At 63.1% G+C, this 22109-nt stretch carries 20 protein-coding genes; 8 read left to right on the top strand and 12 right to left on the bottom strand.

All coding sequences use genetic code 11. The features are described from left to right. Positions 1-151 precede the first annotated feature (151 nt). Both F759_RS44795 and F759_RS0103295 read left to right on the top strand, forming a co-directional pair. Complete coding sequence (locus tag F759_RS44795) at positions 152-277, top strand: hypothetical protein (RefSeq protein ID WP_013341163.1); 126 nt, start codon at positions 152-154, stop codon at positions 275-277. 88 nt (positions 278-365) lie between these two features. Then, a complete protein-coding gene (locus tag F759_RS0103295; RefSeq protein WP_027798591.1) occupies positions 366-902 on the top strand; it encodes an ankyrin repeat domain-containing protein in 537 nt (178 codons plus the stop codon). An 83-nt stretch (positions 903-985) separates the two neighbouring features. On the opposite strand, the gene F759_RS0103290 is transcribed toward F759_RS0103295, so the two are convergent. From F759_RS0103290 to F759_RS0103280, 3 genes are all read right to left on the bottom strand, one after another. Beyond that, complete coding sequence (locus tag F759_RS0103290; protein WP_027798590.1) at positions 986-1696, bottom strand: HAD family hydrolase; 711 nt, start codon at positions 1694-1696, stop codon at positions 986-988. A 40-nt stretch (positions 1697-1736) separates the two neighbouring features. Beyond that, positions 1737-2774 (bottom strand): phosphogluconate dehydrogenase (NAD(+)-dependent, decarboxylating), encoded by a 1038-nt coding sequence (gnd, locus tag F759_RS0103285; RefSeq protein WP_027798589.1) that lies wholly within the window; start codon positions 2772-2774, stop codon positions 1737-1739. A gap of 387 nt (positions 2775-3161) precedes the next feature. Next, positions 3162-4505, bottom strand: coding sequence for a sugar efflux transporter (locus F759_RS0103280; protein ID WP_027798588.1), 1344 nt, complete (start codon positions 4503-4505; stop codon positions 3162-3164). A gap of 408 nt (positions 4506-4913) precedes the next feature. On the opposite strand from F759_RS0103280, the gene F759_RS0103275 reads away from it, so the two are divergent. The 3 genes from F759_RS0103275 (at position 4914) to F759_RS0103265 (ending at position 6841) form a co-directional block, all read left to right on the top strand. Next, positions 4914-5234, top strand: a complete 321-nt coding sequence (locus F759_RS0103275) for a thioredoxin family protein (protein ID WP_027798587.1) — start codon at positions 4914-4916, stop codon at positions 5232-5234. Positions 5235-5262: 28 nt separating this feature from the next. After that, positions 5263-5682 carry a secondary thiamine-phosphate synthase enzyme YjbQ gene (locus F759_RS0103270; RefSeq protein WP_027798586.1) on the top strand — a complete coding sequence of 140 codons (420 nt, stop codon included), beginning with the start codon at positions 5263-5265 and terminating at the stop codon, positions 5680-5682. Positions 5683-5821: 139 nt separating this feature from the next. Further along, the gene (locus F759_RS0103265; RefSeq protein ID WP_027798585.1) at positions 5822-6841 is read left to right on the top strand and encodes a class I fructose-bisphosphate aldolase; all 1020 of its coding nucleotides are present in this window, start codon (positions 5822-5824) and stop codon (positions 6839-6841) included. A 91-nt stretch (positions 6842-6932) separates the two neighbouring features. Here F759_RS0103265 and F759_RS0103260 read toward each other — a convergent pair whose 3' ends face one another. Continuing rightward, the gene (locus F759_RS0103260; RefSeq protein ID WP_027798584.1) at positions 6933-7232 is read right to left on the bottom strand and encodes a hypothetical protein; all 300 of its coding nucleotides are present in this window, start codon (positions 7230-7232) and stop codon (positions 6933-6935) included. Between the two features lie 116 nt (positions 7233-7348). Next, positions 7349-9502, bottom strand: coding sequence for a hybrid sensor histidine kinase/response regulator (locus tag F759_RS0103255; protein ID WP_027798583.1), 2154 nt, complete (start codon positions 9500-9502; stop codon positions 7349-7351). A gap of 281 nt (positions 9503-9783) precedes the next feature. Here F759_RS0103255 and F759_RS0103250 point away from each other — a divergent pair, with 281 nt between their 5' ends. Together F759_RS0103250 and F759_RS43190 are read left to right on the top strand one after the other, a co-directional pair. Continuing rightward, positions 9784-11385: an FAD-dependent oxidoreductase gene (locus F759_RS0103250; protein WP_027798582.1), complete on the top strand. Its 1602-nt coding sequence runs from the start codon at positions 9784-9786 to the stop codon at positions 11383-11385. 179 nt (positions 11386-11564) lie between these two features. Beyond that, a complete protein-coding gene (locus tag F759_RS43190) occupies positions 11565-11735 on the top strand; it encodes a hypothetical protein (RefSeq protein ID WP_167334000.1) in 171 nt (56 codons plus the stop codon). 64 nt (positions 11736-11799) lie between these two features. Here the strand turns inward: F759_RS43190 and F759_RS0103240 are convergent, their stop codons facing one another. From F759_RS0103240 to glgX, 3 genes are all read right to left on the bottom strand, one after another. Next, positions 11800-13848 carry an AI-2E family transporter gene (locus F759_RS0103240; RefSeq protein ID WP_027798581.1) on the bottom strand — a complete coding sequence of 683 codons (2049 nt, stop codon included), beginning with the start codon at positions 13846-13848 and terminating at the stop codon, positions 11800-11802. Positions 13849-13907: 59 nt separating this feature from the next. Further along, positions 13908-14087, bottom strand: coding sequence for a DUF2934 domain-containing protein (locus F759_RS0103235; RefSeq protein ID WP_027798580.1), 180 nt, complete (start codon positions 14085-14087; stop codon positions 13908-13910). A 105-nt stretch (positions 14088-14192) separates the two neighbouring features. Further along, a complete protein-coding gene (glgX, locus tag F759_RS0103230; protein ID WP_027798579.1) occupies positions 14193-16409 on the bottom strand; it encodes a glycogen debranching protein GlgX in 2217 nt (738 codons plus the stop codon). 199 nt (positions 16410-16608) lie between these two features. On the opposite strand from glgX, the gene F759_RS0103225 reads away from it, so the two are divergent. Next, positions 16609-17010: a PRC-barrel domain-containing protein gene (locus tag F759_RS0103225; RefSeq protein ID WP_027798578.1), complete on the top strand. Its 402-nt coding sequence runs from the start codon at positions 16609-16611 to the stop codon at positions 17008-17010. A 153-nt stretch (positions 17011-17163) separates the two neighbouring features. On the opposite strand, the gene F759_RS0103220 is transcribed toward F759_RS0103225, so the two are convergent. The 4 genes from F759_RS0103220 to F759_RS0103205 all read right to left on the bottom strand — a co-directional run bounded on the left by F759_RS0103220 (position 17164) and on the right by F759_RS0103205 (position 22019). Beyond that, positions 17164-19413, bottom strand: a complete 2250-nt coding sequence (locus F759_RS0103220) for a xanthine dehydrogenase family protein molybdopterin-binding subunit (protein WP_027798577.1) — start codon at positions 19411-19413, stop codon at positions 17164-17166. Next, positions 19410-20414 (bottom strand): FAD binding domain-containing protein, encoded by a 1005-nt coding sequence (locus F759_RS0103215; RefSeq protein ID WP_027798576.1) that lies wholly within the window; start codon positions 20412-20414, stop codon positions 19410-19412. The genes F759_RS0103220 and F759_RS0103215 overlap by 4 nt, the downstream gene beginning before the upstream one ends. Then, positions 20411-20944, bottom strand: coding sequence for a (2Fe-2S)-binding protein (locus F759_RS0103210; RefSeq protein WP_027798575.1), 534 nt, complete (start codon positions 20942-20944; stop codon positions 20411-20413). Before F759_RS0103210 ends, F759_RS0103215 begins: the two co-directional genes overlap by 4 nt. Positions 20945-21152: 208 nt before the next feature. Then, positions 21153-22019, bottom strand: a complete 867-nt coding sequence (locus F759_RS0103205) for an SDR family oxidoreductase (RefSeq protein ID WP_027798574.1) — start codon at positions 22017-22019, stop codon at positions 21153-21155. Positions 22020-22109: the final 90 nt, after the last annotated feature.

Genomic DNA, 22109 nt, shown 5'->3' with positions numbered 1-22109 from the left:
GATGCGGCTCACAATCCCCCGTCGGCGCGCGCCCCGCAGCAAGTCTTACGCCAGGCTTGCTGCGCGTATCGAGCGAAACGCTTAAGCTGTGGATCGCGGCCGCATATATCGCCGTGCTGGTCGTACCCGTCGTTAACCATACACATTCATCATGCCGACATCCAACCGTCTGAAAGCGCCGCTTGTTCTTCTTCTCACGCTTGTGCTGCTGTGCGCAGGCGTGGCCGTTCTGGTTGGCGTGTTCGGCCTGCTGGTGAAGCTTTTCGGTCACCTTTAGCGTGGCGCGCTGCGCGCGCCGCAGTACAAACTGTGTATGCTGCGGTTGTTTATGCGCCGAGGCGCTGCTTCACCGCGAGGAGACTTCATTGACTAATCCAGCCGAGCCTTCCCCGTCTTCCGGGCAACCCATCGACCCGCGGTTGCTCGACCTTGCGCAGCAGGTGTTCGATCTCGCGCGTCGCGGCGATGCCGCCATGCTGGCAGCAGTGATCGAAAAAGGCGTACCGCCGAACCTGCGCAACGACAACGGCGACAGTCTTCTGATGCTCGCGAGCTATCACGGGCATGTAGATGCAGTGCGCACGCTGCCCGAACGCGGCGCGGACCCTGACCTGCGCAACAATAACGGACAGACGCCTATTGCAGGCGCGGCCTTCAAGGGCTTCGACGGCGTGGTGGAAACCTTGCTCGCGCACGGAGCGGATGTTGAAGGCGCGTCGCCGGACGGACGCACCGCGCTGATGGTAGCCGCGATGTTCAACCGCACGACGATCATGGACCTATTGATAGCTCACGGCGCGAACCTCGATGCACGCGACGTCAACGGCGCTAGCGCGCTCGATGCCGCCGGCAGAATGGGCGCTGGCGAGGCACAAGCCAGATTGAAAGCGCAAGGCTCGTGACAGGCGCGATCATTTGCGCGGCGACGCATCGGACCATGCGCCGCGCGCAATGGCAATGGAGACAAAGCGAAGCGTCAACGCGCCTATAGCGTCGAGGGTTTTTCGGCCAGCAGCGCGTCGACATCCAGTTGCGCGAGATCGCCGATTCGCTCGATGCTGAAGTCCGCCGGCGGGTTGCCCAGTATCTCTTTCGGGTCCAGCGCGTAATGGCCCTGACGCGGAAATACCGTGGTCAGTCTTCCGCCCCAGGCTTTCTTCATCGCGGTGAGAATCCGCAATTTGTCGTCGACCATCACGTAGTGGCGCGCCGGATAGCACTCCATCACCTGGTCGAGCATCAACTCCTTGTGGATGTAGATCAGGACACGCCCCTCGACCTCTTCCCACAAGCCTGAACGCGCGACCTTGCGCGGCTGGAACACGACGTCGCCGTCCGAGAGAATCACCGTGGGCCCGCGTTTCGCGACGTGCCGCAAAGCGTCGAGCGCCCCTGGATAGAGCCGGTTCGCAAATGGATAGTCGATCAGGAACGACGACATCAGCAAAAGGCGCGTGTCCCGCGGATGCTCGGTTCGATAACGCTGCAAAGCGCCGAGATAATCCGCGTAACCGAGCTCGCTGCGCAACTGCTCGAAAATTTCCCAGTAGCGCGTGCTGTTGTCGGTCCCGAACTCGCGCATCATGTGGGCGCGCAAATCCGACAGCACGTGATCGTTGTCGAGCAACGTGTTGTCGCAGTCGAACAGGAAGACGACGTCGTGCGGCGCGGTTTCAGTGCGTTGTGAGGCTTGCATGTGCGGCTCCGTGAGATCGGCTGTGCTGTGAGCCGGACAATCAGCCCTGCTGGCTGCCCGAAGGCGCGGCCGGTTTTTCGACGTGGCCGCCGAAGTCATGGCGCATTGCCGACAACACGCGGTTCGCGAAGTCCGCTTCGCCGCGCGAACTGAAACGCGCGAACAGCGCGGCGCTCAGCACCGGGGCGGGCACGCCTTCGTCGATAGCCGCCGCCACCGTCCAGCGTCCTTCACCGGAATCGGATACGCGTCCCGCGTAGTTCTTCAGATCGGCGTCGCCGACGAGCGAGCCGGCGATCAGATCGAGCAGCCACGAGCCGATCACGCTGCCGCGCCGCCATACTTCGGCGATATCGGCCAGATTCAGATCGTACTGATACAGCTCCGGACGACGCAGCGGCGAAGTCTCGGCGTCTGCGTCGCGGGCGTGCTTGCCGGCATCGGCGTGACGCAGAATGTTGAGGCCTTCGGCATAGGCCGCCATCAAGCCGTACTCGATGCCGTTATGAACCATTTTGACGAAGTGCCCCGCACCGAGCGGACCGCAATGCAGGAAGCCCTGCTCGGCCGTGCTGCTGCCCTCGGTGCGCCCCGGTGTGGCGGGCGCCGCGGCCGAGCCTGACGCGAGCGTCGAGAAAATCGGCTCGAGCCGTTGCACCACCTGCGCCTCGCCGCCGATCATCAGGCAGTAGCCACGCTCGCGTCCCGCGACGCCGCCGCTGGTGCCGACGTCCACGTAGTGCAGCTTGCGCTCAGCCAGTTGGGTGCCGCGGCGGATGTCGTCGTGGTAATAGGAATTGCCACCGTCGATCACGATGTCGCCCGGCTCCAGCAACGGCACGAGCTTTTCGAGCGTGCCGTCGACCACCGCGGCGGGCACCATCAGCCATACCGCACGCGGCTTGTCGAGCTTCGCCACGAGGTCTTCGAGCGACGACGCGCCGAGCACGCCTTCCTGCGCAAGCCGCTCGACTGCGGCGGGCTGTACGTCGTAGGCGATGCATTGCTGACCGCCCTTTGTCAGGCGCCGCACCATGTCGGCGCCCATGCGTCCCAATCCAATCATGCCTAGCTGCATTTCACCGCTCCCGAAAGTGCTTCGTGATGCTGCTTCGTTTCAGTTAGATGTTCATGCTGCGGATGCCTCGTTGCTGCTGCGGATGCCGACTTCACCGCGGCGACCCGCGTTGGCCAGCTTGCTGATCTTGCTCGGATTGGCCGCGTTGACTGCCTTAGCTGCTCAGCTGCCTTGACTGCCTTGGCCGCCCTAACCGCCTTGGCCGCCTCAACCGCCTTAGCTGCGTTAGCTGCGTTAGCCGAATAGCCACCTTCTCAATCTTCGCCGCCTGCATCGCAAGAACAATACGCCTCATTGCAGAGGTTTTGCGCGGCGTAAAGTTCCTCCTGTTCAGTTCAATGCAAACTTGCGCTGCGCGCGCACGCACGCAATATGTCCTGCCGCCGCTTACGGTTCGCGGCCTCCCCGCAACGAGCGACTCCCCTGAAGCTTGCCGTATTGCCTGCGAGCGAAACGCCGCACGGCTCGCCACATCAGCGGATAGCGGTAGCCCGGCACCGCGAACAGCACCAGCGCGCACAGCGCCAGCAATCCGCAGAAGAGGAACGTGCCGCGATAGCTGAAGGCTTGCACCAGCAAACCGGACAGCACGCCCGACAGAATCGAGCCGACCCGCGCCGCATTGAAGAAGAGCGCCGTGGCGCGGCCGGGCGAATGCGGCATCAGGTCCTGCACATAGGTCATGCCGAGGCACGAAGTCACGGCGACCACGAACGCGTTGAGAATCTGCATCGGAATCAGCACATGCACGTTTCCCGCAAACGACATCGCGACGAAATACGCCGCGTGAACCGCCGCGCATGCGGCCAGCCAGTTCGGCTTGTGCAGACTGGACGACTTGGCACCGAGCGCGAGCATCATCGGGATCTCGGTCAAGGCGCCGAGGCCCAGCATCACCGATACGTCCAGATGCGTACCGTTCAGCCCATGCACGATGTAAAGCGGCAAGACGATCATCGTGGCATTCGCGGCGAGTCCGAGCAAGGTGAGCGCCGCGACCGCGCGGCCAATGTCGTTCGCCGATGCAACCCCCGGCAAGTCCTCGTGCGCGTCTTCGCCCGGCTCCGTCAACGGCGGCACGGTGATGGATGCCGACGGCTCCGATGCCGTGTCCTGCACCGTATGGTCGCCGAGATGTCCTTGCGGCTCGCGCATGCGCCACACGATGGCAGCGCACGTCGCAAAGCTCGCCGCGGCGAACAGGAAGAGCCCGTAGAAACTCGTTGCCGCGAGCACCAGCGCGCCCACTGAAGGCCCGAACACCCACGCCGCCGACAGGATCGTGCGCAAGGTTGCGCTGGCGAACACACGCTCGGCCGCGTCCGGTACGGGCAGCGCGGCGCGGCTGAACGAGAACACCATCGAAATGGCTGAACCGCCTGCGCCAATAAAGACGATGCCGACAACAAGCAACAGCCGGTAATCGCGGACGACGCATAAAGACAGGTAGCCGAGCGCGGCTAGCACGAGCGCCGCCAGCAGCAACGGACGATGCCGGCCGCTCGCATCGCTCCAGCGCCCCGCGAAGGTGCTCGCGAGCACGCCGCTTGCCGCGATCAGCGTCATGAATATGCCAAGCTGGAACGGCGTCATGCCGGCGCGCTCGACGCCGAAAAGCGATAGATACGGAGCGGTGAACGACATGGCCACGCCGAGCATCAGCGTGGCAGCGGCGAGCGGCTTGAAGCCGGGAATGTGCAGCAGGCCAAGAAAACGTGAGCTTTTCAACACGGGCGGCTGTGGGCTTTGGAGAATCGAGCTTGCCAGGCGCGGCGCGCGCGGCAGACTTCGTGGCGGGAATGACGGGGCATTATCGGCCGCGCGTGCGGGCGCGTAAACCCGCAGCGGCGCGTCCCAAATTTGTGGTGCCGGTTTTTGCGAGCCGGATTGCGAACGCCGTGGCCGCGCGAAGCGGGCTGCTTGCCGTGCGTCGCGCGCATCTGCTGCGTACTGCCGCGTCATCATGAGTCGAGCAGAACCGTGTGCGATCGATGTGAATCCCCCGCCTGAAAACTCGAACCAATAGCTGGTACTCTTATCAAATCAGGTGCGGCAGCGGCGCGTCCACCGCAGCGGACGCTCGCCGCCATGAATACATGGCGGTAGACGGCGCATCACTCAACCCGCAGCGGAGCATGCATGGCAACCCGGACAGCCTATTCCACCCAAGCCCCTTCCCGAGCCGAAGTCGACGCGTTGCCAGGCGCCACCGTCATCGAGTTCGGTACGGACTGGTGCGGCTATTGCCAAGGCGCGCAGGCGTCGATTGCAAAGGCTTTCGAAGCGCATGCCGGCGTCAGGCATCTGAAGATCGAAGACGGCCCCGGCCGGCCACTAGGCCGCTCGTTCAAGGTCAAGCTATGGCCTACGCTAATTTTCATGCGCGACGGCGCCGAAGTGGCGCGCGTCGTTCGCCCCACCAGCGTCGAGCAGATCGCGGACGCATTTGCGTCGCTCTGAACCGGCCTCGAACTCAAGCGCTTCCATCATGCGGCAAGCCATTCACCATCTGAGCGTCAAGGCGCCCACTCGCGGACTCGTCGAATTCACCGACGAAGCACGCCGCTTCGTCGCGGCTCAGCAGATCGACACCGGACTGCTGACGCTGTTTTGCCGTCACACGTCAGCGTCGTTGCTGATCCAGGAGAATGCGGACCCTTCCGTGCAGCGCGATCTGGAGCGCTACTTCGCGAACCTCGCGCCCGAAGACCAGCAACGCTACGAGCACGACGCCGAAGGACCCGACGACATGCCCGCGCATCTGCGCACCGCATTGACGCAAGTGCAGTTGAGCGTACCCGTCGAGCACGGGCAGCTGGCGCTCGGTACATGGCAAGGCCTCTATCTGTTCGAGCATCGGCGTCATACGCATCATCGCGACATCGTGCTGCATCTGATCGGCGAATAATGCAGGTAACTAGTGAGGCCGAATGCGAGGACAAACGCGAGGCCAAATGCGCGGCGAACGTGCAGCGGCCAATGTACAGCGGCCAACGCGTCGAAGCCTCAGTTTTCCTACCGCAACCGGAACAAAGGGAGCATATCTCATGGACACCCGTAGCGAACTGCAAGCCACCGTCGATGCAATGGTCCAGCCCGGCAAGGGCCTGCTCGCCGCAGACGAAAGCGGCCCGACCATCGCCAGGCGCTTCAAGACGATCGGAATCGAGTCCACCGAGGAAAACCGCCGCGCATATCGCAATCTGCTGCTCACCACGCCCGGCCTCGGCGAATTCGTGAGCGGCGTGATTCTTTATCAGGAAACGCTCGGCCAGAAAGCCGACGACGGCACGCCGTTTCCACAGCTCGCGGCAAAAAACGGCATCGCGCCGGGCATCAAGGTGGACCTCGGCAAGATCGCGCTTGCGCACGCTCCCGGCGATGAAATCACCGAAGGCCTCGACGGCCTCGCGCGCCGTTTCGTCGATTACAAACAGCAAGGCGCGCGCTTTGCGAAGTGGCGCGCTGTCTACAACATAGCAGCCCATCTGCCGAGCCGCCTCGCGATCGCAGCAAATGCCGACTCGCTCGCGCGCTATGCGGCAATTGCGCAGGAAGCCGGCATCGTGCCAATTGTCGAACCGGAAGTGCTGATGGATGGCGACCACTCGATCGAGCGCAGCGCCGAAGTGACCGAAGCTGTCCTGCACGAAGTGTTCAATGCGCTGCACCGGCATCGCGTGGTGCTCGAACATATGCTGTTGAAGCCGAGCATGGTACTCGCCGGCCCGGAGAACGCGCGGCAATCGTCCACCGCCGATATTGCCGCTTATACGCTGCGGATCCTGAAACGCACGGTGCCCTCGGCCGTGCCGGGCATTGTATTTCTCTCCGGCGGACAGTCGCCCGAGGAAGCGACAGCAAACCTCGACGCAATGAATCGCCTCGGAACGCTGCCGTGGAATCTAAGCTTCTCGTATGGGCGCGCATTGCAGGAGCCGCCGTTGCAAGCGTGGAAAGGCATGCCGAGCAACGTCGAGGAAGCGCAGCAGGCGCTCCTCAAACGCGCACGCCTGAACAGCGCGGCGGCGCTCGGCAAGTACGACGCGGCACAGGAAAAGAGCTAGCCGCATCGGCAGAAACAGGTCATTCATAAGGCGCCCGCAGCGCGTTTGCGCCGTGGGCCCTTAGTCGCGATGATTCGCGATGATGCGCGCGTTATTTCCCCTTCGCGTCGCTGCTTGCGTTCGCGCCCGGCATATTGGTGGTGTCGGTCGCGGGCTTGGTGGTTTTCGACGACTTGGACGAGTGCTTCTTCGACTTGGAATGCGACATTGCGCCCGACGCCTGCATGTCGCCGCCCTCGCGCGTCGATGCATTCGCGCCGGCGTCGGTGCTCGGGCTGTTGCCGGCGGGCCCACCGCCAGCGCCACCGCCCGCGCCGCCCGCGCCTTGTGCGACCGCAACCGAGGAAGCCGCAAGCAATGTGGAAATAAGCAGTGCCTTTCTGATCTTCATGACTGTTCTCCTGTCGGGATGGAAGCGAAATAGAAGCGGATTGCGCACACAAGCGCGCCGCGTGCGCATGCCTCGTCAGAAGTTCAGCAAGGGGTGTGCCTCAGGATTTCAACGCTTCAAGGTTCGCAAGCCACGAGCGCGTGCAGCTCCGCAATGTCGAACGGCTTCGCCAATATGGCCACGCCGAGGCGCCGTGCGCGTTCGAGTTCATCGGCATAGCCCGTCATTAACGCGATCTTCTGCGAGGGCCATGCGCTGCGCACTTTCTCGGCAAGGTCGATGCCGTTGAGCTTGCCCGGCATCTGGATGTCCGAGAGCACGAGTTCGAAGCGCTCGCCGCCAGTCAGCACGTCGAGCGCCTGATCGGCGGTGGGCTCGTGCCGCACTTCGCAGCCGAAGGTTTCGAGCACCGCTGCGACGCCCGCCGCGACGTCCTCGTTGTCTTCCACGAGCAGCACCATGCCCGCGTGCCGCAGCGCTGGCTGCTCGGCCACTTCCTCATTCACGGGACGCGTCTGGCGGCGTTCGCGATAGCGCGGCAGGTAAAGCCTTACCGTTGTGCCGCTGCCGGGCACGCTGTCGATCTTCGCGGTGCCGCCCGCCTGTTCGCACATCGACAGAACCTGCGCCAGCCCGAGGCCCGCGCCGGAACCGCTCAGCTTCGTGGTAAAGAGCGGCTCGAAGGCGCGCCGCGCGACCGATTCGGGCATGCCTTCGCCGTCGTCGGAACATGCGATCAGCACGTATTCGCCATCGGGCAACAAGGTATCGCTGCCGACGAGCCGGTTGTTCTGGCAACGAATCACGAAGCGTCCGCCGCGCGGCATCGCATCTCGCGCATTCACCGCGAGGTTCATGATCGCGAGTTCGAGGTCGGTCGGATCGGCGAGCACTTCCCACACATCGTCGACGATGCTGAGCGCGAGCACGATGTGGTCGCCGAGCGCCGCCTCGACGAGCGGCGCCGCGCCCGGCATCCACTTCCTGAGATCGATCGGCTCCTGTTTTAGCGGCTGTTTCTTCGCGACGCTCAGCAGCCGCCGCGTCAGCGATTCGGCCGTCGCGGTGGCGCGCTGCACCGCGGTCATTTCCTTTTCGAGGTTGTTGTAGCGCTTCATACGCGCAAGCTCGATGTTCGCCGAGACGACCATCAACAGATTGTTGAAATCGTGCGCCACGTTGGCGACCAGGTTCCCGAGCGCGCCCATGCGCTGCAATTGCCGGCTGGATGCTTCCGCCGAGAGCCGCATCGCGACCTCGCCCTGCCAGCGCTCCCACGCAACGCGCTCGCCATCGAGTTGACGCAGCGAATAAAGCACCAGTATCCAGATCGCGATGCACGGCACCGCGGTCAACGCGGCGATCACCATGAAGTGCCGGCGCCAGACATCGACGATGGAGCCCGTTGAATACGCGCTCGACACATAGAGCGGGTAATCGCCGACGCGGCGAAACGCGACAAGCCGCTCGCCGCCATCCACCGGCGATTTGACGCGCACGTGGCCGGACAACTGCTTGTCGCGCAACGCGGCGGCAAACGCATCCGCCGTAGTCGCCGTCGCACCTACCGGCCACGGAGGATAGCGGACCAGCAAATTGCCGTCCTGGCGGTATAGGGCCAACGCGAGCGAAGGGTCGCCATTGGTGAGCTCACGATAAAAGTGCGAGAAGTACTCGTTGCGCAACGCGACCGACACCGCGCCGAGGAACCGGCCCTCCGCATCGGTGCGCGCGACGGTCGTGTTGAACACATCCGTTTGCGATAGCGGGCCAAACATCGGCAGCGAGAAGTAAGGGTGCGGGCGCATCGCTCGCGCGGCAACAAAGTCTTCGCGGTCCCCAATTGAAATGCGCGCAGCCGGATACGCGCGGCTCGACACCAGCAGATCGCCGTTCACGCCGATCAAATTGATCGACGCTACTTGCGGAAAGTCTCCGCCGATTTCGCGCAGACTCCGATGCAATTGCGCGTCATGCGCGCGAAGCTGCGCGTCGTCCTCGTCACCGATCAGTTCGACGATGCGCGACGCCATCTGCTGATTCAGATCGAGCACCTTGACGGCCTGCTCCTCGGTCACGCGTACCAGCCGGTCGATCACGTCGTTTGAATCGGCGATACGGCGCTGGTAGTCGAAATAGCCGTATCCCGCGAGACAGGCAAGAGGAAACAGAATGGAAACTGCAAGCACGACAAGAAGCACACGCCGCGTTGCGGCGAAGTTGCGCGACGGCATTGGGAAATCGACGGCGACTCGCTCCGCACGCTGCACGGCCAACGTCTCCAGTTAAAGATCACGAGAGGTCTGAGATTCGTCGCACGTATCGTGCCCCTAAGTGGTCGTGCGCTATTTCCTGGAAGGAATCTACCGCAATTTCCGGCCATCCACATAGCACCGCGCGAAGAATCGACAATGTTTTCGCCTGCGTTCGTCTGGCCAGAGGTCGGGCACAGCAATTGCTCGTTCCGAGAACCGTGCCCTCTCTCTTTGACACGCCGCGTCGGCGCGCGACTCCGCCGCGCGCTGTCCTGCTATACGCCCAAGGAACGCGCATGCCTACGACTGCCCGACACGTGGCTCAGCTCTCGCAATTGCGCGAGGATCGGGCACAACGCGTCGTCGTGGATGACGAGAAGATTCTGCTGGTCCGCGACGGCGACACCGTGCGTGCGTACTCCGCCGACTGTCCGCACGCGGGAGGACCGCTCGAAAAAGGCGCGCTGTGCCGCGGCAGGATCGTTTGCCCCTGGCACAAGGGTACGTTCGACGCCGCGACCGGCACGGTGCTGGAGCCGCCGCCGCTGGTGCCGCTCGAACGCTACGCGGTGATCGTGGACGGCGACGACGTCATGGTCACGCCCGAAAAGCTGCCGAACGAAACAGAGCCTTCCCGCACAGAGAAGCCGCACTTCGCGGTGGTCGGCGCAGGCGCGGCAGGCGCCGCAGCTTGCGCGGCGCTGCGCGAGTCCGGCTTTACTGGACGCATCACGCTGATCGGCGACGAAGCGCACGCGCCCTACGACCGTACGTCGCTCAGCAAGTTTGTCCCATCCGCCGAAATGTCCCCCGCCGATGTGCCGCCGCTACTCGCCGCTGACTGGTTCGGACAGCACGGCGTGGAGCGGATCGTCGCGAAAGTGGTGCGCCTCGATGTTCCGAAGCGCACCGTTCATCTGCAAACCGGCGGGGAGCTGACTTACGACACAGCGTTGCTCGCCACCGGCAGTGTGCCGAAAGTCCCATCGATTCCTGGCTGCGAACTCGGCGGCGTGTACGTGCTGCGCCATCTCGACGACGCCGCTGCAATCGTCGAGGCGCTTGGCGACGGGCCGGCCGACGGATTCGCCAGTGAGACCGCCGCTACCGCCTCCACCCAGGTAGCGATTCTCGGCAGCAGCTTCATTGCACTTGAAACCGCTGCCGCGCTGCGCAAACGCGGCGTGCAGGTCAACGTTATTTCTCCGGACAAAGTGCCTTTCGCAAAGCAGTTCGGCGAACGGGTGGGCGCGATGTTCCGCGCGCTGCACGAAAGCAATGGCGTTAAGTTTCATCTGGGAACGAAGGTCGCTTCCCTCGAAGGGGAAGAAGGCAGCGTGCATGAAGTGATGCTGGAAGGCGGCGAGCATATTGCCGCCGACGTGGTGCTGTTAGGCACAGGCGTTGCGCCCGCCACCGGTTTTATCGAAGGACTGCCGCTGCATAAGGATGGCGGCGTGATCGTGAATGCCGGCATGCAGGCGGCGCCCGGTCTCTATGCCGCCGGCGATATCGCGGTCTTTCCGCTGCGCGAGAACGAGGAGCCGCTACGCATCGAACATTGGCGCGTCGCGCAGCAGCACGCGCGCATTGCCGCTGAGAACATGTGCGGCGCACGCAATCGCTACAGCGGTGTGCCGTTTTTCTGGACCTATTACTTCGGCAAGACCTTCGAATATCTCGGCCACGCTAGCGAGTGGGATGAACTGCTTGTCGATGGCGACCTGGATCGCCACGAATTTGCTGCGCTATATGTGAAAAACGACGAGGTTCTCGCCGTGCTTGCCTGCGAACGCGACGCGCAAACGGCGCGCTTGATCGATGCAATGCGCCGCGGCCCGCTTACGCGCGCAGACGCATTGCAAATCGTCGGGCGCGAGTCGTGCGGGAGAGGCTAACGCGTGGCCGCCTGTCGTTCGCTTATCGTTCGCCTGGCGTTCCCCCCTCGTACGCTTATGTTCGCCTATCTTTCACTTACCGTTCAACCCTACACGCCGATGTAAAAAACGCCCCACGTGGGCCGCGCGAACGGGTAGCTGTCCCGCGCATCACATTTATTAGCCGAAGGAGAAACGTCATGCCAGACCCCAAGGAACAACATCCGAACGCCGACAAGACGGAGAAGCAGATCGACAAGGAAGTCGAAGATACTTTTCCGGCGAGCGACCCGCCCTCCACCGGCGGCACGACGAAAATCGTGACCGACGACGAAGACACGTCATCGGAAGACGAAGCTACCGGCAAGTAAGGGCCGCCGCCAACGAACAACGCCCGGACGTGAAAGCGCCGGGCGTTTTTTTGTCGAGAGGCTTTTAGGCGCTCGCAACCGCGAGCGATTCCGAACTCGTCTTGCTGCCGCATGCGCGGCAAGCGGCTAGCATCTCCTGCAACGAAGTGACATAGCATTCCGCGCCCATTGCGTTTTGCAGATCGACGCTCCACTTCTCGAAATCCTCACGCGCCCACAGTCCGACGATGATCGACACCTTCGGCAAGCGCGCGCGAATGCGCCGCACCATATAACGCAAATGGGAGGGAATGCCGTCGATCTGCAAGTAGACGATGCAGACGATGCCCACGTCGTCGGCGTCCATCTGGTCGATCGACGCACGCGAAGCAGCCTCGTGCGGCAGCGCGCGTGCCGCGAAGCCGTGCTTGCCGAGCAACTGCAACAGGATCGTGGTCGCGAGCGGATCGAGCGGTCCGCGTCCAGGCATACACAACACGCGGGCATGCGCGGCGTGCTGCGTTTCTCTCGCGCGCTCCAGCGCGTTTTCAGCGGCCTCTTCGGGACGCTCTTCGCGCGGCTCTTCGGCGGCGCCATGCGAAGCCTGATTCGCAAACAACGCGTGCGTTTCCCCCGATAAGACCGGCAAGTTGCGCGACGGCGCGACCGGTCCGACATCCCGGCTATCCTCTGCTCCCGCGAACCGCAGCGGCTGCTCGTCCGCATAACTGTCGAGGCCATCGACCAGATCGTTGGTGGTGGACTCGATGCGCGCGAGCTGCGCCGCGGTGACGCTGCCGCGCACGACATCGTTGGCGGCGAGTTGCAGGCCCTTGATCGTCACCTCGTCGTAGTATGCCGACAGCGAACGCTCACGCAGCAGCAACTCCGCTTGCGCGATGGCTTCGTCGGGATCGCCCGCGAGCGCACGTTGATAGAAATTTTCGACGGGCGTGAGCGCGGGCTGGTCGCCCAGCATCACGTCGAGAAATTCCAGACGCCGGATATGCCGGCCGAGCACGAGCAGGCAGAGGGTCAACGGCGTCGACATGATCAAGCCGATCGGCCCCCAGATCCAGCTCCAGAAGATCGCGGCCACGACCACCGAAAACGGCGAGAGCCCGGTGCTGCGTCCGTAAAGCAGCGGCTCGACCACTTGGCCCACCAGCAGTTCGACGGTCACGAAGAGCGCGATGCACCAGACTGCCATATCCCAACCGGGACTCACCGCGGCTGCGAGCGCGGTCGCAAGACCGCCTGCAATCCAGATGCCGACGTAGGGCACGAGCCGCAGCAAGGCGGCGAGAATGCCCCACAGAATCGGACTCGGCACGCCGATAAAAAAAAGCCCCGTACCGATAGCGACCCCGAGCGCCGCATTCAATCCGAGTTGCGAAACGAAGTAACGGCTCAAGCGTCGCGCTGCTTCGTCCATCACGGTGGTGGTGCGATGCAGGTCGCGCGAGCCGAACAGGCGAATCGCACGGTCGCGCAAATCATCGCGTTGCAGCAGGATCACGACCATCACGACGAACACGATAAACGCCGTCTCGAGCGGACTGATGGCCGGCGACAACACACGGCGCGCGAGTTCCAGCGGTGTCGGCACCGGCTCGCGCACTTCTACAGGTACCGCAGCGGATGCGCGGCCATCGGCAGAAGACGCGTCGTGTCGCGGCGCGGGTTGCGTCGGCTCGACGGTAGCGCGTTGCAGCGCCTGGCCGGCGGCTTTGGCGAAGCGGTCGAGCTTGCCGACGGTCAGCGTATGCGCGGCTTCTATCTTCCGCTCGATAGTCGCCTGATAGCGCGGCATGCCGGCGGCGAGCTCCGTCAACTGCATCGTAATTACCGCGCCGAGCACGCCGATCACCGACACCGATATCAGCACCGCGGCGAAGACCGACGCGACGTGGCCGAGCCTGAGGCGCCCCAGCGACTTCACAAGCGGCGCGACGAGAAAGCTCAGCATGATCGCGAGCGTCATGGGAATCAGAACGGCTCGCGCGAAGTATAGGCACGCGACAAAACCGGCGCCCGCGCCGAGCGCGATCAGCGCGTCGAGACCGAACGCGGCAGGCGGCGCGTCGATGCGCGTGGGAGGCCTGCCGCGCGACGGTTCGGGGACGTCCTTCATTGCGCTATGTGCTGATCGTTATTGATTGTGGCGCTCCTTTAGTGCTCCCTTTCATGTGTCTATTTTTTTGGCTCTTCTGCAATCGGCCCGCTTTCCACTGGCGGCGCTTCCTTCTCGATCTCGCTGCGGGCCTGCTCCCAATACTCGTCCGGTGTGCCCTTCGGCTCCGACGCGTGTTCCCACAGGTAATAAGCGCGCATGCGAATCTGTTCCTCCTGAGAGGTCTGCTCCTGTTCCATTTGATCACCTACGGTTAAGGTCTCGCGGATGCCGACATGGCGAAGGCCGCGCACAACGATCTGCATGCGCGCGGCCATCATCGGTAGAGCAATTGCTATTCCTGCTTACGTCGCAGGCGGGGCTTCACTTTCGTCCGAGGTGAGTTGCTCCTCGAGCCGGTCGAACACGCGTTGCGTCGCGCGGCTCGGCGCTTCGAGCGCGAACAGCAGCAGTGAGCGCGCAGTGACCTGATAGTCGTCGCCAGCACTGAACTGAGGCAACTCTGGGCGCACCGGCATGTTGGTGTCGAGCAGACAAGTCCAGCGCTCACCTTCGGGCACGTCGGGCAACGTGAAATTGACGACGTCGTGATGCGCGTTCAGCACCAGCAACAAGGTCGCGTCCGATGCGGGCCGGCGAATGCCGCTCGCCTGCGCGCGGCCGTCGATCACGAGGCCGAAGCAGCGCATCGACGGATCGGCCCATTGCTCAGGCGCGAGATCGGCGCCGTCAGGCGAGAGCCAACGCGCGTCGGTGACGTCGAGCGCCTCGTTGTATTCGCCCGTGAGAAAGCGGCTGCGACGCAGCACCGGCAAGCGGTGACGCAGCGTGGTCAGGTTTCTCACGAACTCGGTCAGCGCACGGCCGTCGTCGTCGATGCCGTCCCAATCCACCCAGCTGATCTCATTGTCCTGGCAATAAGCGTTGTTGTTGCCCTTCTGCGTGCGGCCGAATTCATCGCCCGCGAGAATCATCGGCGTGCCTTGCGAGAGCAGCAATGTGGCGAGCAGATTGCGTTTCTGACGCTCGCGTTGCTGACGGATCTCGGGGTCGTCGGTCGGACCTTCGACGCCCATATTCCACGACTTGTTGTCCGAGTGACCGTCCTTGTTGTCCTCGCCGTTCGCCTCGTTGTGCTTGTCGTTGTATGAGACGAGATCGTTCAGCGTGAAGCCGTCGTGCGCAGCGATGAAGTTCACGCTGGCCCACGGACGCCGGCCGCGATGATTGAACTTGTCGCCGGAGCCGGTCAGGCGCGTCGCGAGATCGGCGACCATGCCCTCGTCGCCCTTCCAGTACGCGCGCACGGTGTCGCGAAAGCGGTCGTTCCATTCGGCCCATCCGGGCGGAAAGCCACCCACCTGATAGCCGCCGGGACCGCAATCCCACGGCTCCGCGATGAGCCGCACGCTGGAGAGAACCGGGTCTTGCCGGCAACTGTCGAGAAAGCCGCCGCCTTCGTCGAAGCCATGCGGCTCGCGGCCGAGAATAGTCGCGAGGTCGAAGCGGAAACCGTCGACCTTCATCTCCGTCACCCAGTAACGCAGGCTGTCGGTCACCATCTGCAGCACGCGCGGATGCGAGAGATTCAGCGTATTGCCGGTGCCCGTATCGTTGATGTAATAGCGCGGCTCATCGGGCATCAGGCGATAGTACGACGCGTTGTCGATGCCCTTGAACGAGAGCGTCGGCCCACGTTCGTTGCCTTCGGCGGTGTGGTTGTACACCACGTCGAGAATCACTTCGAGGTTCGCGTTATGGAAACTGTCCACCATTCCCTTGAACTCGCTGACCGACTCGGTCGACGAAGCAAAGAATCGCGGGTCGGCTGCAAAGAAGCCGATTGTGTTGTAGCCCCAGTAATTCGTCAGGCCCTTGTCCAGCAGATAGCTGTCGTTGACGAAAGTCTGGATCGGCATCAGTTCGACCGAGGTTACGCCGAGGCTCCTGATGTAATCGATCACCGCTTTCTGCCCGAGCCCCGCGAAAGTGCCGCGCAGATTTTCCGGCACTTGCGGATGGCGTTTCGTGAAGCCGCGCACATGCGTTTCATAGAAGATCACGCGGTCCCACGGCAGCGGATTGCGCTCGGGATGAGCCCATGAAAATGTGGCGTCCACGACCTTGCATTTCGGCACGAACGGCGCGCTGTCGCGCTCGTCGAACGACAGGTCCGCATCTTCGGAATCGAGCGTATAGCCGAAGATTTCAGGCGCCCATTTCAATTCGCCGATGTGCGCCTTTGCATAAGGATCGAGCAGCAGCTTGTTCGCATTGAAGCGATGACCCTTCTCGGGCTCGTACGGACCATGCACGCGGTAACCGTACACCGCGCCGGGTTTCAGATTAGGCACGAACACGTGCCAGACCTCGTCGGTATATTCCGGCAGTTCTATGCGCTCGATTTCATGCTGACCCGTTTCATCGAATAGACACAGTTCGACTTTGGTCGCGTGCGCCGAGAAGAGTGCGAAGTTCACACCGTTTCCGTTCCATGTCGCGCCGAGCGGAAAAGGCGTGCCTTCCGCGATGCGGGTGGAGTAATTGGCCGGGGATGACATAGGGATTCCTGTGAGAAGCAAAGGGCGCTCGCGCGCGTTTCCAGTGTAGGCAATATGAAGAGCAGGCTCGCTCGTGTAGCAATCCCCAGGCCCGCGCCTTTGCAGCGATGCCCGCGCGGCACGGAATTTGCGGTAACGGCTTTGAAAGCTGACTGGACGCGCCGGATCGGCGCCACATGCATAACAAGGAGAAACGATCATGCGAAGCACGCAATCGAGACCGCTGCTTGCAGCGGCACTGCTCGTCGGCACTCTCTTCTCGTACGGCAACGCTCACGCTCAGGGCGCACCGCAATCGATCACCGAGAGGCGTACCGACGTGGTCCAGCTTGCGAGCGGCTACCGCGCGTCGAAGCTCGCAGGGGCCGATGTCTTCAACAAGAACAAGGACACCATTGGAACGGTCGACGATCTGATCGTCTCGCCAGGCGGCGACCGCGGCACCTACGCGATTCTGTCGGTGGGCGGTTTCCTCGGCATGGGCAAGCATCTCGTGGCAGTTCCGTTCAACGATCTGCAGATCACGAACCGTCGCGTGGTTCTGCCCGAGGCAACTAAAAAGTCGCTAGAAGCGCTGCCTGAATTCAAATACGCCGACTGACGCCGCGTTTCGCGGTGCTCCGGTCCACTGATACGCCGATACGCGGCGTGAGGACGATGAGCGCAGCGCAATGAACGGAGCGGAGCGCGGCTAACGAACCCCGCTCCGCATTCATGTGTTTCTGTTCACCTCGCTGCGCGCTCCAACCGGCATTCACGCGAACAGCTTGTCCAACGTAATCGGCAAGTCCCGCACGCGCTTGCCGGTTGCATGCCAGATCGCGTTGCTCACGGCCGCCGCCACGCCGACCACGCCGATCTCACCCACGCCCTTCGCGCCGAGCGGATTGACGATATCGTCGTGCTCCTCGACGAACAGCACGTCTATATCGTGAATATCCGCGTTGACCGGCACGTGATATTCGGCGAGGTTGTGGTTCATCTGTCGGCCTATGTCGTGATCGAACTGCCCTTCCTCGTGCAGCGCCATGCTGATGCCCCACACCACGCCGCCTGCCACCTGACTCGCCGCGGTCTTTGGATTGACGATGTGACCGGCGGCCACCGCGCTCACCACGCGTGTCACGCGCACGGTGCCCAGCGCCTCGTCCACGCGCGCTTCGACGAAAATCGCCGAATGCGTGCCCATCGAATACGCCTGCTGCTTTTCGTGCGGCTTCACGCTCGCCTGTTCTTCGAGCGCTTCGAGTCCGGCGCGCTCAAGCAGTGCGTCGATCGCGATTACGTCTTCCTTGCCTGAGCCGCATACGATCTGCTTGCCCATGCGCCTGATGTCCTCGCGGGCGACAGCCGCGAATCGTGTGCCGCCATGTTGCCGCGCTAGCTCGACGAGACGGTTATGCAACCGCTTGCACGCGACATCGACTGCGCTGCCCACCGACGACACAGTCCACGATCCGCCTTCGATCGGCGCCTCTGGCAAGCGCGTATCGCCGAGTTCGAACACGACGTCGTGAAGCGGCACACCGAGCGCGTCCGCCGCGATCTGCGTCATCGCGGTGTAAGTGCCGGTGCCGATATCGGCGGTCGAGCTCGACACAGTCACGCGGCCGTCACGCGTAAGCACCGCGCGCGCCGACGCTTCGTTTTGCATCGCGTCCCAAGCACCCGTCGCCATGCCCCAGCCGATCAGCTCCGTGCCCTCGCGCCGCGCGCGGGGCGCAAGCGGCCGCCTGTCCCAACCGAAACGCGCCGCGCCTTCGCGATAGCATTCGCGCAGCGCCTTGCTCGAGAACGGCAGATTCTTGTTGCCATCGCGTTCCGCGTAGTTGATGAGGCGCAGTTCGAGCGGGTCCATCTGTAACGCCTCGGCCAGTTCGTCCATCGCCACTTCCAGCGGAAAAAGGCCTTGTGCGGCGCCCGGTGCACGCATGTCGGCGGGCGTCGGCACATCGAGCCTCGCGACCTTGTAGCCGAGCGTCACGTTTTCGCATTGATAAAGTTGACCGGCCCAATTCACCACCACGTCACAGTAGTCCTCATATTGGGAGGTCTCGGACACTGCTTCGTGAATCACTGCCTGCAACCTGCCGTCGGCACCGGCGCCGAGCGCGACGCGCTGAATGGATTGCGGACGATGCGCAAACGTAAACATTTGCTGGCGCGTCAACGTCACCCGCACTGGCCGCTTGAGTTCGAGCGCCGCCATGACCGCGAGTGCGAGGTGATACTGCGGCCTGAGCCCGGAGCCGAATGCGCCGCCCACGAATGGCGAGACAACTTGCACCTCGTCATCGCTCAAGCCGAACACAGCGGTCAGATACGACTTCGTGTTGACGACCCCCTGGGTCTTTTCGTACACGGTCAAATGACCGTGGTCGCCAGGCACGACCGTGCAACCGTGCATTTCCATCGGATTGTGATATTCGGCGGGTGTGCTGTAGAACGCATCGACACGCGCCACGGCGCTTGCCAACGCGGCATCCGCGTCGCCGCGCGGCGCGGGCGGCGGGTCGAAGCCGCCCTTCTCCGTCGACGGCGGCACGGCATCCATGAGCACCTCGCCCATATCCGTGCGATGCGGCGCCGACTCATAGCGCACGTCCACGAGCGACGCCGCATGACGCGCGAGTTCGAGCGACTGCGCGAGCACGAGCGCCACCGGCTGGCCGCTGTACCACACGCGGTCGTCCCATAGCGGCCTGAGCGGGCTGCCGCCGGGCGCGACCTTATCCTTGTAGGGTTTGTCCTCGCGAGGCAATTCGGGGCGATTCAGATACGTCAGCACATGCAGCACGCCCGGTAGCGCAAGCGCGGCGGATGAATCGATCGACACGATGCGCCCCGCCGCAATCGTGCTCGATACGACAAAGCCGTACGTGAGCCCGTTCGCGGTGAAGTCGGCCGCGTACTGCGCGGCGCCGGTTACCTTCAGCCTGCCGTCGACGCGCTTGTGCGGCACGCCGCTCGCGCGCAGTGCCGGCAAAGTCTCGATACGGTTCATAGCGCCGACTCCTCGAACGAACGTTGCCTTGCGATCAGAAATGCACGCTCGATGGCGCGCGCCGTCAATTCGATCTTGAACGCGTTGCCCCGGCGGCCCTGCGCGTCGCGCAGCACATAGGTGGCGAAGTTGCGCACGGTGTCGACGTTCAGTGTCTTGCCGCGCAGCGATGCTTCAGCATCCCTATTGCGCCAGGGCTTGTGCGCGACGCCGCCTAGCGCGCAATGCGCATTCATGATGATGTCGCCGTCGAGCTCCAATCCCAGCGCGACGGAGACAAGCGCAAACGCATACGACGCCCTGTCGCGCACTTTCACGTACGCGTGATGCTCGGCGAAGCCCTGCTTTGGCAACTCGACTGCGGTAATCACTTCGTCGTCGCGCAAATTCGTATCGATGTGCGGCGTGTCGCCGGCCAAGCGGTGGAAATCGGCGAACGGCAGCACGCGCGCGCCGTCGGGCCCCGATAGGTGAACCGTTGCATCGAGCGCAGCCAGGGCCACGCACATGTCGGAAGGATGAACGGCAATGCAGTGTTCGCTCGCGCCGAGGATCGCGTGCATCCGGTTCACGCCTTCCATCGCCGGGCAGCCGGTGCCGGGTTCGCGCTTGTTGCAGCGCGTGCCCGCATCGTAGAAATAGAGGCAGCGAGTGCGCTGCAACAGATTGCCGCCAACGCTCGCCACATTTCGAATCTGCGGCGAAGCGCCCGCGAGAATCGCCTTGGACAACAACGGATAGCGCGAAACGATCGCGGCGTCGTAAGCGGCCGCGCTGTTGGTCACGAGCGCGCCGATCTTAAGTCCGCCCGCCGCGGTCGGTTCGATCTCTCTGAGCGGCAAACGGTTGATGTCGACCACGACCTGCGGATGCGCGACGTTCTCGCGCCACAGGTCTACCAGATTGGTGCCGCCCGCGATAAACGCAGCGGCCGGGTTCGCGCGATGCTGTTCGATGGCTTGCGGCACTTCGCTCGCACGCATATACGAGAAGCGATTCATGACCGCGCTCCTTTATCCGCAAACTCACCTACATCGAGAATCGCCGCGACGATGCTAGTGTAGGCACCGCAGCGGCACAGGTTGCCGCTCATCAGTTCGCGCACGTCGGCGGCCGTTTTCGCGTGGCCTTCCTCGAGCATCGCCACGGCTGAACAGATTTGCCCCGGCGTGCAATAGCCACACTGAAACGCGTCATGATCGATGAAAGCCTGTTGAACCGGATGCAACGCCTCGCCGTTCGCGAGTCCTTCGATTGTCGTAATCGACGCACCGTCGTAAACCACCGCAAGCGCGAGACAGGTATTGATACGTTGACCACTCACAATGGCGGTGCACGCGCCGCATTGTCCGTGATCGCAGCCCTTCTTCGTGCCGCTCAAATGGCAGTGTTCGCGCAGCAAATCGAGAAGCGACGTCCAGGCTTCCACGTCGAAGTGGTGCTTTTTTCCGTTGATGTCGAAGCTCACCGACACGCGTTGAACGTCGCCAGGCGCGACATCCAGCGGCGTGTCCGCAATGGGTGTATTCATGGGATTTTCTCCTGACGATGGGTCACGCACAGCGAGCGCAAGAACGAATTACTTACGCGCGCAAGCCGTGTGCCAGCAGGATGGGTTGTGCCGCCGCAAGGCGAACTATCGCAGTCCTGCGTCGACTTAATGTGTGAGGCGTTCTGCGGCACCACTGCTTACGCTTGAGCAGGCAACCAGGGGTGCCTTCTACATTCAATCAATATGCCTAAATAATCGGCGAGCCGCCCGTGACCGCGATCGTCGCGCCTGAGATGTAACTGGCTTCGTCGGAAGCCAGCATCACGTAGGCCGGCGCGAGTTCGGCCGGCTGTCCGGGTCGCTTCATGGGCACTTGCTGGCCGAATTTTTCGACCTTTTCCGGCGGCATCGTCGACGGAATCAGCGGCGTCCAGATCGGTCCCGGCGCCACGCAGTTGGCGCGAATGCCCTTTTCTGCCAGCAGTTGCGCGAGCCCGCCCGTGAAGTTCTGAATCGCGCCCTTGGTCGTCGCGTACGCAAGCAAGCCAGGGTTCGGATGGTCCGCATTGATCGACGTCGTGTTCACAATGGCGGCGCCTGGTTTCATATGCTTGACCGCGGCGCGCGTGATCCGGAACATCGCGCCGATGTTGGTATCGAATGTCTTGTCCCACTCCTCGTCGGTAATCTCGTCGATCGAGGGGTAGGTCATCTGATACGCGGCGTTGTTCACGAGCACGTCGAGCCGGCCGAAAGCCTCGACCGCTTTGTCGACAATCGCGTTGCAATGCGCCCGGTTCGTGATGTCGCCAGGCATGAGCACCGCTTTGCGGCCTGCCTCTTCGACCCAGCGCGCGGTTTCGCGTGCGTCGTCGTCCTCGTTCAGATAGGCGATCAGTACGTCCGCGCCTTCGCGCGCGAAGGCGATGGCGACTGCGCGGCCGATGCCGCTGTCGCCGCCGGTGATGATCGCCGCCTTGCCAGCGAGGCGTCCCGAGCCCTTATACGATTTCTCGCCGTGATCGGGTTGAGGCTGCATCGGCGCGGTGCGGCCGGGAGTCTGATCCTGCTGCTGCCCTGAGAACGGTGGCGTGGGACGTTGTGTGTCGCTCATACGACCTCCAGAATGCTGATGAACATGTGCGGCGTGCAAAACGCACGGCTTGCAACACGTTTAGCAACCCCCGGGCCCGCATGTGGCGCG

It is taken from the genome of Paraburkholderia dilworthii (assembly GCF_000472525.1).
Lineage (GTDB): Bacteria > Pseudomonadota > Gammaproteobacteria > Burkholderiales > Burkholderiaceae > Paraburkholderia > Paraburkholderia dilworthii.
Note: the sequence above shows the minus strand (reverse complement) of the source record. Positions and strands in the feature narration are given on the sequence as shown.

Excerpts from the sequence above, each read along its gene's own strand:
- F759_RS44795 (WP_013341163.1), top strand. The coding sequence starts at position 152 with ATGCCGACATCCAACCGTCTGAAAGCGCCGCTTGTTCTTCTTCTCACG.
- F759_RS0103290 (WP_027798590.1), bottom strand. The coding sequence starts at position 1,696 with ATGCAAGCCTCACAACGCACTGAAACCGCGCCGCACGACGTCGTCTTC.
- gnd (WP_027798589.1), bottom strand. The coding sequence starts at position 2,774 with ATGCAGCTAGGCATGATTGGATTGGGACGCATGGGCGCCGACATGGTG.
- F759_RS0103275 (WP_027798587.1), top strand. The coding sequence starts at position 4,914 with ATGGCAACCCGGACAGCCTATTCCACCCAAGCCCCTTCCCGAGCCGAA.
- F759_RS0103270 (WP_027798586.1), top strand. The coding sequence starts at position 5,263 with ATGCGGCAAGCCATTCACCATCTGAGCGTCAAGGCGCCCACTCGCGGA.
- F759_RS0103265 (WP_027798585.1), top strand. The coding sequence starts at position 5,822 with ATGGACACCCGTAGCGAACTGCAAGCCACCGTCGATGCAATGGTCCAG.
- F759_RS0103260 (WP_027798584.1), bottom strand. The coding sequence starts at position 7,232 with ATGAAGATCAGAAAGGCACTGCTTATTTCCACATTGCTTGCGGCTTCC.
- F759_RS0103250 (WP_027798582.1), top strand. The coding sequence starts at position 9,784 with ATGCCTACGACTGCCCGACACGTGGCTCAGCTCTCGCAATTGCGCGAG.
- F759_RS43190 (WP_167334000.1), top strand. The coding sequence starts at position 11,565 with ATGCCAGACCCCAAGGAACAACATCCGAACGCCGACAAGACGGAGAAG.
- F759_RS0103240 (WP_027798581.1), bottom strand. The coding sequence starts at position 13,848 with ATGAAGGACGTCCCCGAACCGTCGCGCGGCAGGCCTCCCACGCGCATC.
- F759_RS0103235 (WP_027798580.1), bottom strand. The coding sequence starts at position 14,087 with ATGGAACAGGAGCAGACCTCTCAGGAGGAACAGATTCGCATGCGCGCT.
- glgX (WP_027798579.1), bottom strand. The coding sequence starts at position 16,409 with ATGTCATCCCCGGCCAATTACTCCACCCGCATCGCGGAAGGCACGCCT.
- F759_RS0103225 (WP_027798578.1), top strand. The coding sequence starts at position 16,609 with ATGCGAAGCACGCAATCGAGACCGCTGCTTGCAGCGGCACTGCTCGTC.
- F759_RS0103220 (WP_027798577.1), bottom strand. The coding sequence starts at position 19,413 with ATGAACCGTATCGAGACTTTGCCGGCACTGCGCGCGAGCGGCGTGCCG.
- F759_RS0103215 (WP_027798576.1), bottom strand. The coding sequence starts at position 20,414 with ATGAATCGCTTCTCGTATATGCGTGCGAGCGAAGTGCCGCAAGCCATC.
- F759_RS0103210 (WP_027798575.1), bottom strand. The coding sequence starts at position 20,944 with ATGAATACACCCATTGCGGACACGCCGCTGGATGTCGCGCCTGGCGAC.
- F759_RS0103205 (WP_027798574.1), bottom strand. The coding sequence starts at position 22,019 with ATGAGCGACACACAACGTCCCACGCCACCGTTCTCAGGGCAGCAGCAG.